This window comes from Megasphaera jansseni (genome assembly GCF_047974155.1).
GTDB lineage: Bacteria > Bacillota > Negativicutes > Veillonellales > Megasphaeraceae > Megasphaera.
Window position 1 is genome coordinate 77,752 of record NZ_JBHYRR010000001.1, and the last position, 16,146, is coordinate 93,897.

The 16,146-nt window shown below is 53.8% G+C and carries 13 protein-coding genes; all 13 read left to right on the forward strand.

All coding sequences use genetic code 11. From position 1 onward, the window contains the following. The gene (locus ACE418_RS00410) at window positions 1-1,254 is read left to right on the forward strand and encodes an NAD(P)-dependent malic enzyme (RefSeq protein WP_416448626.1); all 1,254 of its coding nucleotides are present in this window, start codon (window positions 1-3) and stop codon (window positions 1,252-1,254) included. A gap of 336 nt (window positions 1,255-1,590) precedes the next feature. After that, on the forward strand, window positions 1,591-2,313 hold the full coding sequence (locus ACE418_RS00415; protein ID WP_416448627.1) for a glycerophosphodiester phosphodiesterase: 723 nt from the start codon (window positions 1,591-1,593) through the stop codon (window positions 2,311-2,313). A 1-nt stretch (window position 2,314) separates the two neighbouring features. Continuing rightward, window positions 2,315-3,682 carry an alanine/glycine:cation symporter family protein gene (locus ACE418_RS00420; RefSeq protein ID WP_298590998.1) on the forward strand — a complete coding sequence of 456 codons (1,368 nt, stop codon included), beginning with the start codon at window positions 2,315-2,317 and terminating at the stop codon, window positions 3,680-3,682. Between the two features lie 322 nt (window positions 3,683-4,004). Then, window positions 4,005-4,910, forward strand: a complete 906-nt coding sequence (gene nadA, locus ACE418_RS00425; protein ID WP_416448628.1) for a quinolinate synthase NadA — start codon at window positions 4,005-4,007, stop codon at window positions 4,908-4,910. 15 nt (window positions 4,911-4,925) lie between these two features. Continuing rightward, on the forward strand, window positions 4,926-6,269 hold the full coding sequence (locus tag ACE418_RS00430; RefSeq protein ID WP_416448629.1) for an L-aspartate oxidase: 1,344 nt from the start codon (window positions 4,926-4,928) through the stop codon (window positions 6,267-6,269). Further along, complete coding sequence (gene nadC, locus ACE418_RS00435; protein WP_416448687.1) at window positions 6,238-7,089, forward strand: carboxylating nicotinate-nucleotide diphosphorylase; 852 nt, start codon at window positions 6,238-6,240, stop codon at window positions 7,087-7,089. The genes ACE418_RS00430 and nadC overlap by 32 nt, the downstream gene beginning before the upstream one ends. Before the next feature lie 131 nt (window positions 7,090-7,220). Continuing rightward, a complete protein-coding gene (locus ACE418_RS00440; RefSeq protein ID WP_416448630.1) occupies window positions 7,221-7,373 on the forward strand; it encodes a hypothetical protein in 153 nt (50 codons plus the stop codon). 89 nt (window positions 7,374-7,462) lie between these two features. Further along, a complete protein-coding gene (mutY, locus tag ACE418_RS00445; protein ID WP_416448631.1) occupies window positions 7,463-8,521 on the forward strand; it encodes an A/G-specific adenine glycosylase in 1,059 nt (352 codons plus the stop codon). Window positions 8,522-8,551: 30 nt separating this feature from the next. Beyond that, window positions 8,552-9,754: a metallophosphoesterase gene (locus ACE418_RS00450; RefSeq protein ID WP_416448632.1), complete on the forward strand. Its 1,203-nt coding sequence runs from the start codon at window positions 8,552-8,554 to the stop codon at window positions 9,752-9,754. A gap of 16 nt (window positions 9,755-9,770) precedes the next feature. After that, window positions 9,771-10,772 carry a nucleoid-associated protein gene (locus tag ACE418_RS00455; RefSeq protein WP_416448633.1) on the forward strand — a complete coding sequence of 334 codons (1,002 nt, stop codon included), beginning with the start codon at window positions 9,771-9,773 and terminating at the stop codon, window positions 10,770-10,772. Window positions 10,773-10,783: 11 nt separating this feature from the next. Next, complete coding sequence (locus ACE418_RS00460; RefSeq protein WP_416448634.1) at window positions 10,784-11,065, forward strand: hypothetical protein; 282 nt, start codon at window positions 10,784-10,786, stop codon at window positions 11,063-11,065. An 11-nt stretch (window positions 11,066-11,076) separates the two neighbouring features. After that, complete coding sequence (uvrB, locus tag ACE418_RS00465) at window positions 11,077-13,194, forward strand: excinuclease ABC subunit UvrB (RefSeq protein WP_416448688.1); 2,118 nt, start codon at window positions 11,077-11,079, stop codon at window positions 13,192-13,194. Between the two features lie 96 nt (window positions 13,195-13,290). After that, window positions 13,291-16,146 (forward strand): excinuclease ABC subunit UvrA, encoded by a 2,856-nt coding sequence (gene uvrA, locus ACE418_RS00470; RefSeq protein WP_416448635.1) that lies wholly within the window; start codon window positions 13,291-13,293, stop codon window positions 16,144-16,146.

Consider the following 16,146-nt stretch of genomic DNA (forward strand, 5'->3'; position numbering starts at 1 on the left):
ATGAATTTCGATGAAGAAGCCATGAAAATCCGCCGCGGCAAACACGGCATTATTGAAACGATTCCCCGGGAAGTCCTCAAGACCCACGACGACCTGAGTATCCTCTATACGCCTGGTGTTGCCCAGCCGTGCCGGGAAATCACCAAGGACCCGGATTTATCTTTTGATCTGACCTGCCGCGGCAACATGATTGCCGTCGTATCCGATGGGACCCGTGTCCTCGGCTTGGGCGACATCGGTCCGGAAGCGGCCATGCCGGTCATGGAAGGGAAATCCATCTTGTTCAAGGTCTTTGGCGGTGTCAATGCCGTTCCTATCTGCCTGGATACGAAGGACCCGAAAGAATTCATCGAAACGGTGAAACGCCTGCAGCCGTCTTTTGCCGGCATCAATCTGGAAGATATTTCTTCGCCGAAATGCTATGAAATCGAACAGACGTTGAAGAAAGAAATGGACATCCCGGTTTTCCATGACGATCAGCACGGCACGGCTATCGCTGCCCTGGCCGGCGTCATCGGCGCTTTCCGCTATGTCCATAAGGACTTGAAGACGGCCCGTATCGTCATCAATGGCGCCGGTGCTGCCGGAGCTTCTATTGGCCGTCTCCTGGTCCGCGCTGGGGCTCAGAACGTTACTATGGTCGACCGTCCGGGGATTCTCTATGATGGCATGGAAGGGCTGAACCCGATTCAGGCAGAATTGGCTTCTTTGACCAATCCGTCCCATGCTCATGGGACGCTGGCTGATGCCGTCAAAGGCGCCGACCTTCTCCTGGGCGTATCGGCTCCGCATATCTTCACCAAAGAAATCATCCAGTCCATGGCCAGCGATGCCGTCGTCTTCGCCATGGCCAACCCTATTCCGGAAACGGATTACGCTTCGGCCAAAGCGGCTGGAGCTAAAGTCGTCGGCACGGGCCGGTCGGATGCACCGAACCAGATCAACAACGTCATGGTCTTCCCGGGCATCTTCCGCGGCGCCCTGTCTGTCCGGGCCCGCAGCATCAACGAAGACATGAAACTGGCTGCATCTTATGCCATCGCGTCTCTCGTCAGTGATGATGAACTGGCAGAAGACCACGTCATTCCCGATGCCTTCGACAAACGCGTCGCTCCGGCTGTCGCCGCAGCCGTCGCCAAAGCCGCCATGGAAAGCGGCGTCGCCCGTATCACCCGCGACCCGGAAGAAGTACGCCAGGAAGCGGCAGAAACCATTGACAAACTCCACGCCATGCTCGACTTGATCCATGGATGAGGGTAGCCGTTAGCAGTTAGCAGCTAGCGGTTAGCAGTTAGCGGTTAGCAGTTAGCAGTTAGTGGTTAGTGGTTAGTGGTTAGTGGTTAGTGGTTAGTGGTTAGTGGCTAGTGGCTCGGTGACATTATAAGCTGAAAAAATAACATTATTGTGAAACAGGGTATTGTGTGAATTTTTTTATTATCATGCAACACCCTGCTTTTATTTATTGCAAAAAATGATATAAATATTATAATTTGTAAAACATTGTAAATCATATTATGAAAATATTTTCTTGATTCACTGGGCCAATATACTCTATAATGAACACAGAATCATTATTCAGGAGGTTTTTTCATGAAGAATTTTGCACATCGCGGATTTAGCGGCAAGTACCCAGAAAATACGATGCTCGCTTTCCGCAAGGCCCGGGAATGTGGTGCCGATGGAATTGAAATGGATGTACAGCTGACCAAAGATGGCGAGCTCGTGGTCATCCATGATGAACGAGTCGACCGGACAACGAATGGTACCGGTTATGTCCGCGATTATACGCTGGATGAGTTACAGAAACTCGATGCATCGTATATCTATTCAGCCGAAGCGGGATTTCAGACCATCCCGACTTTTGACGAATATTGCCGGTGGGTAGCTGAAACTCCCTTGGTGACGAACATTGAATTGAAGACGGGCGTTTATCCCTACCCGGGGATTGAAGCCCAGGTATGGCCTGTTTTGCAGCGCTATCATTTGGAAGGTAAAGTCATTATTTCCAGCTTCAATCATGAAAGTGTCTTGCGCATGAAAGCTTTAGCGCCAGACTTAAAGTATGGATTGCTGACAGAAACGTGGCTCATCAACCCCGGTGCTTATACAGAAAGCGTCGGTGTTCAATGTTATCATCCTTATTATGGCAGTTTGACTGCCGAAACAGTAGCCGAAATCAAAGCCCATCATATCGAAATCAATACGTTTACCGTCAATGATGAAGCCAGTGTCAAGCAATTGCGTGACTATGGCGTCGATTGTGTCATCGGGAATTTCCCCGATATGGTAAAGCGCGTCCTGAAAGGAGATTGACATGGAAAATTTAGAAGCGATTATCCAATTGATTGATTCCTGGTTATGGGGGAGATGGCTGGTCTTCGTTTTGCTCGCCTTAGGGATTTTGTATACTATTTCTAACGGATTCATCCAGGTCCGCCATTTTGGTTTCATTATCCGCCGGACCCTTATTGATTCTTATAAGTCTCGTCACGAAGATAAGGGAAATGGTTCCATTTCCACGTTTAAGGCCATGATGGTCACGCTGGCTGGCAATGTCGGCGGCGGCAATGTCGTCGGCGTAGCTACGGCCATCCTTTCCGGCGGTATGGGTGCCGTTTTCTGGATGTGGGTAGCAGCCTTTTTCGGCATGGCCCTGAAATACGGGGAAATCGTCTTATCCCAGATGTATCGCGGTAAAGACGAAAATGGCAATCTCCTCAGCGGGCCTATGTATTACATCCGCGATGGCCTCAAGATGCCCTGGCTCGGTGTCGTCATTGCCGTACTGATGTGCACGAAGATGATGGGGGCTAACCTGGTACAGTCCAATACGATTTCCGGTATCCTTTATTCCAACTATGGTGTCCCGACGTACATGACCGGCGTCGTTCTCATCATCTTGCTGCTATGCATTACCCTGGGCGGCTTGAAGCGCCTGGCTAACCTGGCCATGAACCTCGTACCGGCCATGTCCATCTTTTATATCGTCATCGGCCTGTTGGTCGTCTTACTGAATATCCAGCAGCTGCCGCATGTATTTGCCGAAATCTTCACACAGGCCTGGTCTTTTGATTCTGTCGCTGGAGGCACGGGCGGCTATGTCATTGCCAAAGCGATGCAGTATGGGATTGCCCGTGGTATGTATTCCAACGAAGCTGGGGAAGGCACTGCGCCTTTTGCTCACGGCTGCTCTATTGTACCGCATCCTGTTGACGAAGGGATTACCGGCGTTACAGAAGTCTTTGTCGATACCATCGTCATCTGCAGTATTACAGCCCTGGTCGTTGGCGTCACGGATATGCAGAATTCTGGCCATTCGGCGACCGTTCTGGCCCTCAATGCCTTCGGTACGGTTTGGGAACCGTTGAAACATGCCGGGACATTGGCTCTGCTCATCTTCTGCTTTACGACGTTGATGGGCCAGTGGTGGAACGCCGCCAAGAGCTTTACCTATGCTTTTGGAAATAAAGTCACCAATGTCGTAAAATACATTTTCCCCTTCTTGTGCCTCATCGGATCCTTAGGCAAAATCAACCTCGTCTGGGGCATCCAGGACGTCGCCATGGGCTTAGTCGTCATCCCTAACATGATTGCCCTGCTCATCCTCTTCCCGCAGGTACGGGCTAAGACGAAAGAATATTTCAGCGACCCGAAATACTACGACCACACCACTAAAAACTAGCTGCGAACGTCTTTATAGTTTGTAGTACGGAGTTTGTAGTTTGCAGCAGATGGCTTTAAATTTAAAACCATTCGCTAACCACTAGCCACTAGCTACTAACCACTTAAAAGGAGCTGTCGCATGGGCGACAACTCCTTTTTCACACCTCACACTGTCTTGACAGTAGTATTGTCAAATCTTTACCGATACGGTATAATAGGGTAAACAAAAAAAACGGTCTATCTCGTAAGGGATGATGAGCCGCTATGTACTTTAAATAAAAGAGGTTGTCACATAAAGGGGGCTTTGTGGGGCAACCTCTTCACTGAAAGGATGAAGTTTGGTGTATATCGAAGATGAGATTGCAGCTCTGAAGAAAGAGAAGCAGGCTATTATCCTTGCTCATTATTATGTTCCTGATGAAGTGCAGGAATATGCTGATTTTGTCGGTGATTCTTTTGGCCTGGCCAAGAAGGCGATTGAAACGGATGCCAAGATCATCGTCTTTGCCGGTGTCGATTTTATGGGCGAAAGTGCCAAGATGCTGAACCCGGAAAAGAAAGTCCTCATGCCCGATGCGACGGCCAGCTGCCCTATGGCTCATATGGCGGATGTAGCGACGATTGAAAAGGTCCGTTCCCAGTACGATGATCTGGCCGTCGTCTGTTATGTCAATTCGACAGCGGCTGTCAAGGCCGTGTCTGATGTCTGCGTCACTTCGTCCAATGCCGTCAAGATTGTCCGGAAACTGCCGAATAAGCATATTTTCTTTACACCTGACAAGAATCTGGGTCATTACGTTTCGACACAGGTCCCGGACAAGCACTTCATCCTCAACCAAGGCTTCTGTCCGCGCCATGATACGGTCGACCCGGCTTATGTGAAAAAAGTCCAGGCAGCCCATCCGCAGGCTTTGTTCCTGGCTCATCCGGAATGCCGAAAAGAAGTCCTGGCCTTGGCCGATTATGTCGGCAGTACGTCGGGAATCATCGATTATGCCGGTCAGTCCGATGCCCAGGAATTCATCATTGGTACGGAAGGCGGCGTCTTCTATGAATTAGAGACGCGCAATCCGGATAAAACTTTTTATCCGGCTATGGAAGATGCGTACTGTATCAATATGAAAAAAGTGACGCTAGAAAAGGTCCGCAACTGTCTGCGCGATGAAACGAATGAAGTCTGCGTCGATCCGGACGTCGCCAGTAAAGCTGTCCGTTCGCTGGAACGGATGCTGGAATTAGCCAAATAGAAGAAGGTATACACTATGGAAACAGAAAAAACAGATATCGTCATCGTCGGTACCGGTGCCAGCGGCCTTTTTGCCGCCCTGCATCTGCCGCAGGATAAACGGATCCTGATGATTACCAAAGATGAAGTAGAAAACAGTGATTCTTTTTTAGCCCAAGGGGGCATCTGCGTCCTTCACGATAAGGATGATTACGACAGTTTCATGGAAGATACGCTCAAGGCCGGGCATTACGAAAACCGGCGCGAGTCCGTCGATATCATGATCCGCTCGTCACGGCCGGTCATCAATGAACTCATCGGCTACGGCGTCGATTTTGCCCGCAAAGCCGACGGATCCCTCGATTATACCCGCGAAGGCTGCCATTCGCGGGCTCGTATCTTGTTCCATGAAGACATTACGGGCAAGGAAATCACCAGTCATCTCTTAGCGGCTGTCCGCCAGCTGCCCAATGTGACTATCCGTGATTTTACGACCATGGTCGATATCGTTACCGACGGGAACCGCTGCCTGGGCATCATCGCCCGCGACAGCCACGGCCAGTACCGGGCCATCCAGGCCGATGAAACGATCCTGGCCAGCGGCGGTGTCGGCGGCTTGTATGACCATTCGACGAATTTCCCGCACCTTACCGGGGATGCCCTGGCCATTGCCATGCGCCACGGTGTCGAATTGGAACATATCGACTACGTCCAGATCCATCCGACGTCGCTCTATTCCAAACAGCCCGGACGGAGCTTTCTCATTTCTGAATCCGTCCGCGGTGAAGGCGCCAAGCTGCGCGGCAAAGATGGTCAGCGTTTTGCCAACGAAGTCCTGCCCCGCGATTTGATGACGGCAGAAATCCGTAAACAGATGAAGAAAGACGACCGCCCCTTTGTCTGGCTCGATATGACCGTCCTCGGCGAAGACGTCATCAAGCATCATTTCCCGCACATCTATGAACGCTGCCTTGAAGATGGCATCGATGCGACCAAAGACTGGGTCCCGGTCACGCCGGCCCAGCACTACTTCATGGGCGGCATCCATGTCGACAAGTACAGTAAGACGACGATGGACCATCTCTATGCCGTCGGCGAAACGAGCTGCAACGGCGTCCACGGCCGCAACCGCCTGGCCAGCAATTCGCTCCTGGAAAGTTTGGTCTTTGGCAAGCGCGCAGCCCAGCACATCGCAGCAGAAGAAAAGAAGCCGCAGCAGGTGGTCAGCGAAGCCGATTTTGCCCAAGCCTGTGCATCGTCAGAAGCCTTTATCTGCAGCCATGAAGATACGCTGGCTGAAGAATACCGCCGTCATGTCCTAGATGAAATGGAAAGGGAGCGTGAATGTGATGAACAGCGTAACCATGAAATTGCAGGCTGATCCCTTGATCCTGCAAGCCCTGCAGGAAGACATCACGGGAGAAGACGTGACGACCAATGCTATCTTGCCGGAAGACTGCCAGGGCGAAGCGGAACTCCTGTGCAAACAGGACGGTATCATTGCCGGCCTCGACGTCTTTGCCCGGCCTTTTACCCTGCTGGATGATAAAGTCTGGTTCGAATTCTTCGTCAAAGATGGCGATGAAGTCCATCGTGGCCAGAAGCTGGCCAAAGTCGTCGGCAGCATGCGGGCCATCTTGTCGGCCGAACGGGTAGGCCTGAACTATTTGCAGCGCATGAGCGGCATCGCAACCTATACTCATCAGGTTGTATCCCTGTTGGAAGGGACGGGGATCACCCTCGTCGATACGCGCAAGACGACGCCGAACATGCGGGTCTTTGAAAAATACGCCGTCACCGTCGGCGGCGGCAAGAACCATCGCTATAATCTGTCCGATGGTATCCTGCTCAAGGATAACCATATCAGTGCAGCCGGCGGCGTAGCCAAGGCCATTGCCCTGGCCAAAGCGTATGCGCCGTTTGTCCGTAAAATCGAAGTCGAAACGGAAACACTGGACATGGTCCGTGAAGCCGTCGAAGCCGGTGCCGATATCATCATGCTGGATAACATGAGCCATGACATGATGAAGCAGGCCGTAGCCCTCATCGATGGCCGGGCCGAAACGGAATGTTCCGGCAATGTGACCAAAGAAAATATCGCCGCCCTGGCCGATATCGGCGTCGATTACATCTCCAGCGGTGCCTTGACTCACTCCGCACCTATCTTGGATTTATCCCTGAAACACCTGCACCGGATATAGGGGTCCGGGGTTCTTGACAAGGGATGAATCCGCGATATAATAGAGTCAAAGAAAAAGACAACGAGGTCATGAACGATGTCGTTGTCTTTTTTGTTTTTTTTAACATCGTGTCTCGAGAGGGGGGCCTTCTTATGTATGTATGGCGAATGGAAAAGATTATGGCAGAAAATTTCCGCGAATGGAAAATGCTGCAGCAGTATGAAAAGTATCAGAAAGGACGCAAAGCCGTGCAGCCGAAGAAAGAGGACCTGCCTCTCCGGGATGGCGTCCATTCGGAAACGTGATGAAACTTGAGAGAACGAGTGTTTGACAAAAAGCCTCTGGATTCCTATACTAGTAGTGATACAGTGTAGAAAGAAAGAGGCTTATTTATATGGATATAAAGAAGGAACATTGGAGCCAGCTGCTCCTCGACTGGTTTGCCGCCCACGGCCGGGACCTGCCCTGGCGCGATGAATCGCCGCGGGATCCCTATAAGGTCTGGGTGTCGGAAATCATGCTGCAGCAGACGAAAGTCGAAACGGTCCGTCCCTATTATGACAGCTGGATGGCCCATTTCCCGACGATTCCCGCCTTGGCGGCAGCGTCCCAGGATGAGGTCCTGCGCCAGTGGCAGGGTTTGGGGTACTACTCGCGGGCCCGCAACCTGCATCAGGCCGTCCAGGAAGTGCAGGCTAAATATGGCGGTCATGTGCCGGAAAATAGAAAAGAGGTACAGTCCCTGAAAGGCGTTGGCGATTATACAGCCGGCGCCATTTTAAGCCTGGCTTATGGGCAGAAAGAAGCTGCTGTCGATGGCAATGTCCTGCGCATCTTTGCCCGGCTCTATGATATTGAAGAGAATATCTTGTCGACACCGGTCAAGAAAAAAATTACGGCCCTCGTAGAAGCACAGCTTCCCGATGAAACCCCAGGGGCTTTTAACGAAGCGCTTATGGACTTAGGGGCCATGGTCTGCATCCCTAAGCATCCCCGTTGTCAGGACTGTCCCCTGGAAAAACTCTGTCTGGCTCACCAGACTGGGAAAGAATGTGACTTACCCATCCGGCTGGTCAAGAAAAAATCGCCTGTCGAAGCGATTACGGTCGTCGTTGTCCGCCATGGAGACCAATGGCTTGTCCATCGCCGTCCCCCCAAGGGACTCCTGGCATCGATGTGGGAATTTCCCAATGCGCAGGGGAAGGGGGAAGCCGGTATGGCCGCCGTCTGTCAGCTCTTGGCGCAAAAGGGGCTGACCGTGGCTGTCGATGACCAGCCCGCAGGCTCACTGAAGAGCGTCTTTTCCCATAAGACCTGGCAGATGACCGTCTATGAAGGCCGTGTCACCCAGGGGAAACTCAGAGAAGAGGAGGATTGGCAGTGGATCGACTGCAAGGACTATGCATCTTTGCCCTGGGCCGGACCGCACGGCAAGATCACTGCCATGGTATAATTGATGAAAGGGCTTTTTTTTATTAACTTCATGATCATAACGTCCTGTATCTGCGTCGTGGCGGCGCTGTTATGGGACTACGTCGTCCGTACGGGTCATCGCTGGCTGCTGCTCCTGACGGCGTTGCTGCTGGCCCTCTTATCCGCAGCCGGTCTCTATCGTTATGAAGACCTCTTTCCCGGCCTCATCGCGTCGGGCTGGGATGGGCTCTATGACCGCAAGGCCATGGCCGGCCTGATTTGGCTGTTGGCCTGTCTCTTGGCCTTTCCCTGCCTGGTCGTCGTGGCCATTGCCCGCTTTTTTTGCCGTCCCAGGCGCCGGAAACAGCGTCGGCGGCGCTCATCGGGCGTGACGCGCCGGTCTTTCCTCAAAGGCTTGGCGGCGCTGATCCCCGTGGCCGCTTTCGCCACCAGCGGAGCCGGCAATTTCTTAGGCGAACGCGACTTGGATACGACCTATCATGTTTTGAAATACAAGAATCTGCCGGATTATCTCGACGGTTATAAAATCGGCCAGCTCTCCGATTTGCACATGGGGCTCTTTTTCAGTCCCCGAAGATTGCAGGAGGCCCTGGATGCCGTAGCCGAACAGGGCGTGAACCGCCTGGAAATCACAGGCGACCTCATTGACGAACTGGCCCTGCTGCCCAAGGCCCAGGCCATCATCGAAGCCAATGCCAGCCGCTTTCCTGACGGCATCGACTTCTGTTATGGCAATCACGAATATTACCGCAGTTTTGAAGCCATTACCACTATGCTCGATGAGACACCGGTCCGGGTCCTGCGCAATTCCGCTTTTCAGGCCAGCCGCGGCTGCGGACAGGGCCTGAAGGGCTGCAATGGCCGTGACGGCCGGGCTTTCTATATCGCCGCTGCCGATTATAGCTTTGCCAAGGGCGATGAAGCCTTTGCCAAAGAACGGGAGCAGTATGTCCGGGAAACGCTGGCCAAGGTTCCGGAAGACGCTTTCGTCGTCATGCTGGCCCATCATTCGGCTTTCATCGATGAAGGCTTTGCCCATCACATCCCCCTGACCTTGTGCGGCCATACGCACGGCGCCCAGTTTGCTCCTATTGGTCCCTTGGTCACGGCCCTGGGCTTCAAGTACCTCCGCGGCATGTTCCAGAAAGGGGACTGCCGGGGCTATGTCAACCGCGGCACGGGCCACTGGCTGCCTTTCCGCGTCCTCTGTTCCCGTGAGGCCAGCGTCTTTGAATTACGAAAACAAGCGTAAAGGATGAATATTCATTATGATGATCAATACAGCTGTACTCCATATTTTTGATTTCAATACCAATGTCTGCATCGTATCCCAGAAGGACCTCGATTTCAGCAGTGATGTCGTCTACGAATACGTTAGCAAGCGGTTGAACCGCATCATCGGCGACGCGGCCCAGAAGACAGGCGTCTTCTACGCGACCAGCGCCTTTCAGATGAAATTACAGGCCCTCGTCGACGGGGCGATGACCTTTGATGACCTGGCGTCCCAAATCGCCCGCGAGCTCTATCAGCTCGTGTCCCATTGCGATGAACCGGAATCGGCGGACCTTCTGGTCATCGACTTCCAGGATGATGACGATGTCCGCAATTTGGGCATCCTCATGCTGGACAACAAGACGGCCTATACCCATCAGATCCTCGATGACGAAGGGACCGTGTACAATAAGCTCATCAAACATTACGCCATCCTGCCTGGGACGGCGCAGAAAGCCGAGGCCTATGCCCTCATCCGGCTAAATGATTTTTCAATCCATTTCGTCGACAAGAAGCGGAAGATGGATGGCGAAGACGTCTATCTCCTGCCGGATAAGCTCCTGCAGTGCACGTCGGTCATTTCCAGCAAGGAAGCCGTCAAAGTCGTCAGCAAGATTGCCGAAAAGGTAGCGGAAGAACACGGGGCCAGCACGGTCGAAGCCTTATCCAAGGCCAAGACGTATCTGGTGGAAAACGCTGAAACAGCGGATTCCTTCTCGCCGCAGGATTTGGGCAGCGACGTCTTCGGTGATTCGCCGGTATTGCAGCGGGAATTTGAAGAACAGGTCAAAGAAGCGAAACTGCCGGAAGCCGTAGCCATTGAGAAGGAATATGCCCAGAAGGCCGGCCGCAGCCATAAGATCAAGACCGATACGGGCATCGAAATCACGTTTCCATCGGAATATATCGAAAATACCGACTTCATCCAGTTCATCAACAACCCCGATGGGACGCTGTCCATTGAGTTGAAGAATATCGGGAAAATCGTCAATAAATAAGGGGGAGTATTATGTCACGCAAGAATCGACGCAAAAAAGCTAAAAATATGGCAGCGGCTCCGGCCGGGATGGCTGGAACGGCAGCACCTAAAAAGAAGAAAGGCCCTGTCCACGGTCTGGATACGAAGACCTGGGTCTTGTATCTCGTCGGCTTTGCCGCCCTGGCCTGGTCGTATTTTGTCTTATTCACCCGTAACTGGTCGGATGTCGGCTTTGCCTTTACCGTCCTGGTTACGCTTCTCTGGCCCTGGTCCTTGTATAAGAACTGGAAGAAGGGCCTGAAAAAGAGGTAACGCTTATGGATATGTCCCATTACAATAAAGATTACGATACATCCCATCCCTTTCACGTCGTCGCTCCCTATGAACCCATGGGCGACCAGCCCGAGGCCATCGCCTCCCTGGCAGACGGCATCCGTTCCGGCCAGTGGGCCCAGGTCCTCCTCGGGGCTACCGGGACGGGCAAGACCTTCACTATGGCCAAGCTCATCGAAGCCGTCCAGAAGCCGACTCTGGTCATTGCTCACAATAAGACCTTGGCTGCCCAGCTGTGCAGTGAATTCAAATCGTTCTTTCCCGATAACGAAGTCGGCTATTTCGTCAGCTATTACGATTTCTATCAGCCTGAAGCCTATATTGCTTCGACGGATACATACATCGAGAAAGATGCGTCCATCAATGATGAAATCGATAAATTGCGCCACTCGGCGACGATGAGCCTCTTTGAACGGCGCGATGTCATCATCGTTGCCTCCGTTTCCTGCATCTATGGCTTGGGCGACCCGGAAGACTACAGTGAACTCGTCGTATCTCTGCGCCTGGGCCAGGAAAAATCACAGGAAGAGATACTCCACAAGCTCGTCGACATCCAGTACAGCCGCAACGACATGAACCTCGAACGCGGGACTTTCCGCGTCCACGGCGATACAATCGAAGTCTTCCCGGCTGCCTTTGACAACTCGATCATCCGTATCGAAATGTTCGGTGATGAAATCGACAGGCTTACCGAAGTCGACGTCCTGACGGGAGAAGTCATTGCCGAACGCAAGCACGTCGCCATTTATCCGGCCAGCCATTATGTCACGACTAAAGACAAGATGGAACGGGCCTTGGGGACGATCAGCCAGGAACTGGACGAACGGCTGAAAGTCTTGAAAGACGGCGGTCATTTGCTGGAAGCCCAGCGGCTGGAACAGCGCACGCGTTATGACATGGAAATGATGGAAGAAATGGGTTACTGTTCGGGCATCGAAAACTATTCGCGCCACCTGGCCGGCCGCAAACCGGGACAGGCTCCGTATACGCTCCTCGATTATTTCCCCGATGACTTCCTCATCCTCGTCGATGAATCGCACGTCACCCTGCCCCAGTTGCGGGCTATGTACGCCGGCGACCGGTCGCGCAAGGAAAACCTCATCGAATACGGCTTCCGCCTGCCGTCGGCCTTGGATAACCGGCCGTTGAAATTTGAAGAATTTGTCGAACGCATCAACCAGATTGTCTACGTCAGCGCTACGCCGGGGCCGTATGAAATGGAAGTCCAGACCAATCTGGCCCAGCAGATCATCCGGCCGACGGGCCTGTTGGACCCGAAAGTGGAAGTCCGTCCCATTGCCGGACAGATGGATGACCTGTTGGGTGAAATACGTAAGCGCGCGGAAAAGGACGAACGGGTCCTGGTGACGACACTGACCAAGAAGATGGCGGAAGACCTGACGGATTACCTGAAAGAAATGGGCGTCCGCGTGCGCTATCTCCATTCGGATATCGCCACCATCGAACGGGCCGACATCATCCGCGACCTGCGGGCCGGCGTCTTCGACGTCCTGGTCGGCATCAACCTTTTGCGTGAAGGTCTGGACATGCCGGAAGTCTCGCTGGTAGCCATCCTCGATGCCGATAAAGAAGGCTTCCTGCGGTCGGAAACGTCGCTCATCCAGACTATGGGCCGGGCGGCGCGCAACGTCGGCGGTACGGTCATCATGTACGCCGACAAGATTACCGATTCCATGGCTAAGGCTATGGAAGAAACGCAGCGGCGCCGGGAAATCCAGGATGCGTATAATAAAAAACATCATATTACGCCGAAATCAGTCAAAAAAGACGTCGTCGACCTCATCGAACTGACGAAAGTCGCAGAAACGGAAGCGGCTTATGGCAGCCAGAAGGGGAAGAAAGGCGGCAAGATGACCCGCGAGGCACTGAACAAGGTCATCAAGACCATGACCTTGCAGATGAAAGAGGCGTCGAAGAACCTGGAATTTGAAAAAGCCGCCGAACTGCGCGACCGCCTGGGCGAGTTGCGCCAGCAGCTGGCCGATATGAGCCATGACGACACGCTGCCTAAAGAGATGCAGGGCGAAGACATGCCCAAGCGCCGCTATCGCCGCAAGATAAAGCGGCCGGATGCGAAGAAGAAGTAAACGTAGTTCGTAGTTAGTGGGTCGTTCCTCGAAGCGGGTTTTAAATTTTAGCCCATCACGACGAACGATGAACGTTATGATAACGGGAGGCACGAAGTGCAAGATAAATATATTGTCATCAAAGGTGCGCGTCAGCACAATTTAAAGAATATCGACGTCAAGATTCCCCGGGATAAGCTCGTCGTCTTTACGGGTCTGTCCGGATCGGGGAAGTCGTCCCTGGCTTTTGATACGATTTATGCTGAAGGCCAGCGCCGCTACGTCGAATCGTTATCAGCCTATGCCCGGCAGTTCCTGGGACAGATGGACAAGCCCGATGTCGATTACATCGAAGGCTTGTCACCGGCCATTTCCATTGACCAGAAGACGACGAGCCGCAACCCCCGGTCGACAGTCGGGACGGTCACGGAAATCTACGATTACCTGCGCCTGCTCTACGCCCGCGTCGGCGAAGCGTACTGCCCGAAGTGCGGCAAGCCTATCCGCCAGCAGACTATCGAGCAGATGGCGGATGCCGTCATGGCCCTCGGCGAAGGCGAGAAGGTCATGGTCATGGCACCCGTCGTCGACGGGCGCAAGGGGACCCATCAGAAACTCCTGGCCCGGCTGGTCAAAGACGGCTATGTCCGCGTCCGCGTCGACGGTGAAGTCTATCTCCTGTCCGACGATATCCCCCTGGATAAGAATAAAAAGCACACCATCGACGTCATCATCGACCGCCTGGTCATCAAGGACAGCATCTTGACGCGCCTGACCGATTCGCTGGAAACGGCGGCTAAACTGGCCGATGGCATCGTCCATATTTTCCGCATGGCTACGAAGGAGGTCCTGACTTTCAGTCAGCACTTCGCCTGCCCGGACTGCCACGTCAGCCTGCCGGAAATCGAGCCGCACCTCTTTTCTTTCAACAGTCCCTTTGGGGCCTGCCCGGCCTGTTCGGGTATCGGCAGCACCATGGAAGTCGATGCCCATCTGGTCCTGCCGGACCACAAGAAGTCCTTTGCCGACGGCGCCGTAGCGGCCCTCAGCAGCAACCCTGATTCATGGTTCATGCGCCAGCTCGGCGGCTTATTGCGCCCGTATGGCTTTACCCTGGACAACTGCTACGATGACTTGCCGGAAGAACTGCAGGAAAAACTGATGAACGGCTCAGACGATACGTGCGTCTTTGAATACGAGAACCTGCGCGGTGAAGTGAAGCAGTTCTCGACATCTTTTGAAGGCGTCCTGCCCATGGTCCGCCGCCGTTACCGCGAAGCGTCGTCGGATATGATGCGTGACCAGTTCGGCCAGTTCATGACCGTCAAACCCTGCTCGACGTGTCATGGGACGCGCCTGCGCCATGAAGCGCTGGCCATCAAGCTCGGCGGCCTGAATATCGCCGAATTGACGGATTTGCCCGTCAGCGACATGATTCCCTTCTTCGACAATCTGAAATTGACGGAAAAACAGCAGCTCATTGGCAAACAGATTTTTAAAGAAATCAAAGCCCGCCTGAATTTCCTGCAGACCGTCGGCCTCGATTATCTGACCCTGTCGCGGACGGCCGGGACATTGTCCGGCGGCGAAGCGCAGCGCATCCGCCTGGCGACCCAGATCGGGTCGGGCCTGGTCGGCGTCCTCTATATCCTGGATGAACCGTCTATCGGCCTGCACCAGCGGGATAACGACAAGCTCCTGGAAGCTCTCAAGCGCCTTCGCGACCTGGGCAATACACTCATCGTCGTCGAACACGATGAAGACACCATGCGGGCTGCTGACTATATCGTCGATATCGGTCCGGAAGCGGGGGAACATGGCGGCAGGATTGTCGCCCAGGGGACGGCAGCCGACATCATGGCCTGCCCCCAGTCCTTGACGGGCCAGTATCTGAAGGGGACCAAGTACATCCCCATTCCGGCAGAACGGCGCAAGGGAAATGGCACCTTCTTGGAAATCATCGGGGCGGCCGAACATAATTTAAAACATATCAACGTGTCCATCCCTATCGGGACTCTGACGGTCGTCACCGGTGTGTCCGGTTCGGGTAAATCGACGCTAGTCAATGAGATACTCTACAAGGGCATGGCCGAAGCCGTCTACGGTACACCGCACCGGCCAGGCAAGTTCAAGGCTCTGAAAGGCATCGAATACATCGATAAGATCATCAACATCGACCAGTCGCCGATCGGCCGGACGCCGCGGTCCAATCCGGCGACATATACGGGCGTCTTCGACTCTATCCGCCAGCTATATAGCCAGACGGCAGAAGCCAAGGTACGCGGATACAAGGCAGGGCGGTTCAGTTTCAACATCAAAGGCGGCCGCTGCGAAGCCTGCAAGGGCGACGGCATCATCCGTATCGAAATGAACTTCCTGCCCGACGTCTACGTGCCCTGCGAAGTCTGCCACGGTGCCCGCTATAATCGGGAAACGCTGGAAGTCAAATACAAAGGCAAGAATATTTCCGACGTCCTCAACATGACGGTCGACGACGCCTGCCAGTTCTTTGAAAACATCCCGCGCATCGTCAATAAGCTGAAGACGCTGCAGCAGGTCGGCCTGGGGTATATCCGCCTGGGGCAGCCGGCGACGACGCTGTCCGGCGGTGAAGCCCAGCGCGTCAAGCTGGCGACGGAATTGTCTAAGCGCAGTACCGGCCGGACCTTGTATATCCTCGATGAACCGACGACGGGCCTGCATACGGCGGACATCCACAAGCTCATGGATGTCTTGCAGATGCTCGTCGACGGCGGCGATACCGTCGTCGTCATTGAACACAACCTGGACGTCATCAAGACAGCGGACTATCTCATCGACCTCGGCCCCGAAGGCGGTGCCGGCGGCGGCACCGTCGTCGCTACGGGGACGCCGGAAGAAATATGCCAGGTACCGGCTTCATATACGGGAAAATTCCTCAAGCCCGTCCTGGAACGGACTAAGGCCCTCATGGCCGGAAAGAAGGGGGTATAA

Coding starts and splice junctions, on each gene's coding strand:
- ACE418_RS00450 (WP_416448632.1), top strand. CDS start 8,552: ATGATCATAACGTCCTGTATCTGCGTCGTGGCGGCGCTGTTATGGGAC.
- uvrB (WP_416448688.1), top strand. CDS start 11,077: ATGTCCCATTACAATAAAGATTACGATACATCCCATCCCTTTCACGTC.
- nadC (WP_416448687.1), top strand. CDS start 6,238: ATGAACAGCGTAACCATGAAATTGCAGGCTGATCCCTTGATCCTGCAA.
- ACE418_RS00430 (WP_416448629.1), top strand. CDS start 4,926: ATGGAAACAGAAAAAACAGATATCGTCATCGTCGGTACCGGTGCCAGC.
- ACE418_RS00410 (WP_416448626.1), top strand. CDS start 1: ATGAATTTCGATGAAGAAGCCATGAAAATCCGCCGCGGCAAACACGGC.
- ACE418_RS00440 (WP_416448630.1), top strand. CDS start 7,221: ATGTATGTATGGCGAATGGAAAAGATTATGGCAGAAAATTTCCGCGAA.
- ACE418_RS00455 (WP_416448633.1), top strand. CDS start 9,771: ATGATGATCAATACAGCTGTACTCCATATTTTTGATTTCAATACCAAT.
- ACE418_RS00420 (WP_298590998.1), top strand. CDS start 2,315: ATGGAAAATTTAGAAGCGATTATCCAATTGATTGATTCCTGGTTATGG.
- mutY (WP_416448631.1), top strand. CDS start 7,463: ATGGATATAAAGAAGGAACATTGGAGCCAGCTGCTCCTCGACTGGTTT.
- ACE418_RS00460 (WP_416448634.1), top strand. CDS start 10,784: ATGTCACGCAAGAATCGACGCAAAAAAGCTAAAAATATGGCAGCGGCT.
- ACE418_RS00415 (WP_416448627.1), top strand. CDS start 1,591: ATGAAGAATTTTGCACATCGCGGATTTAGCGGCAAGTACCCAGAAAAT.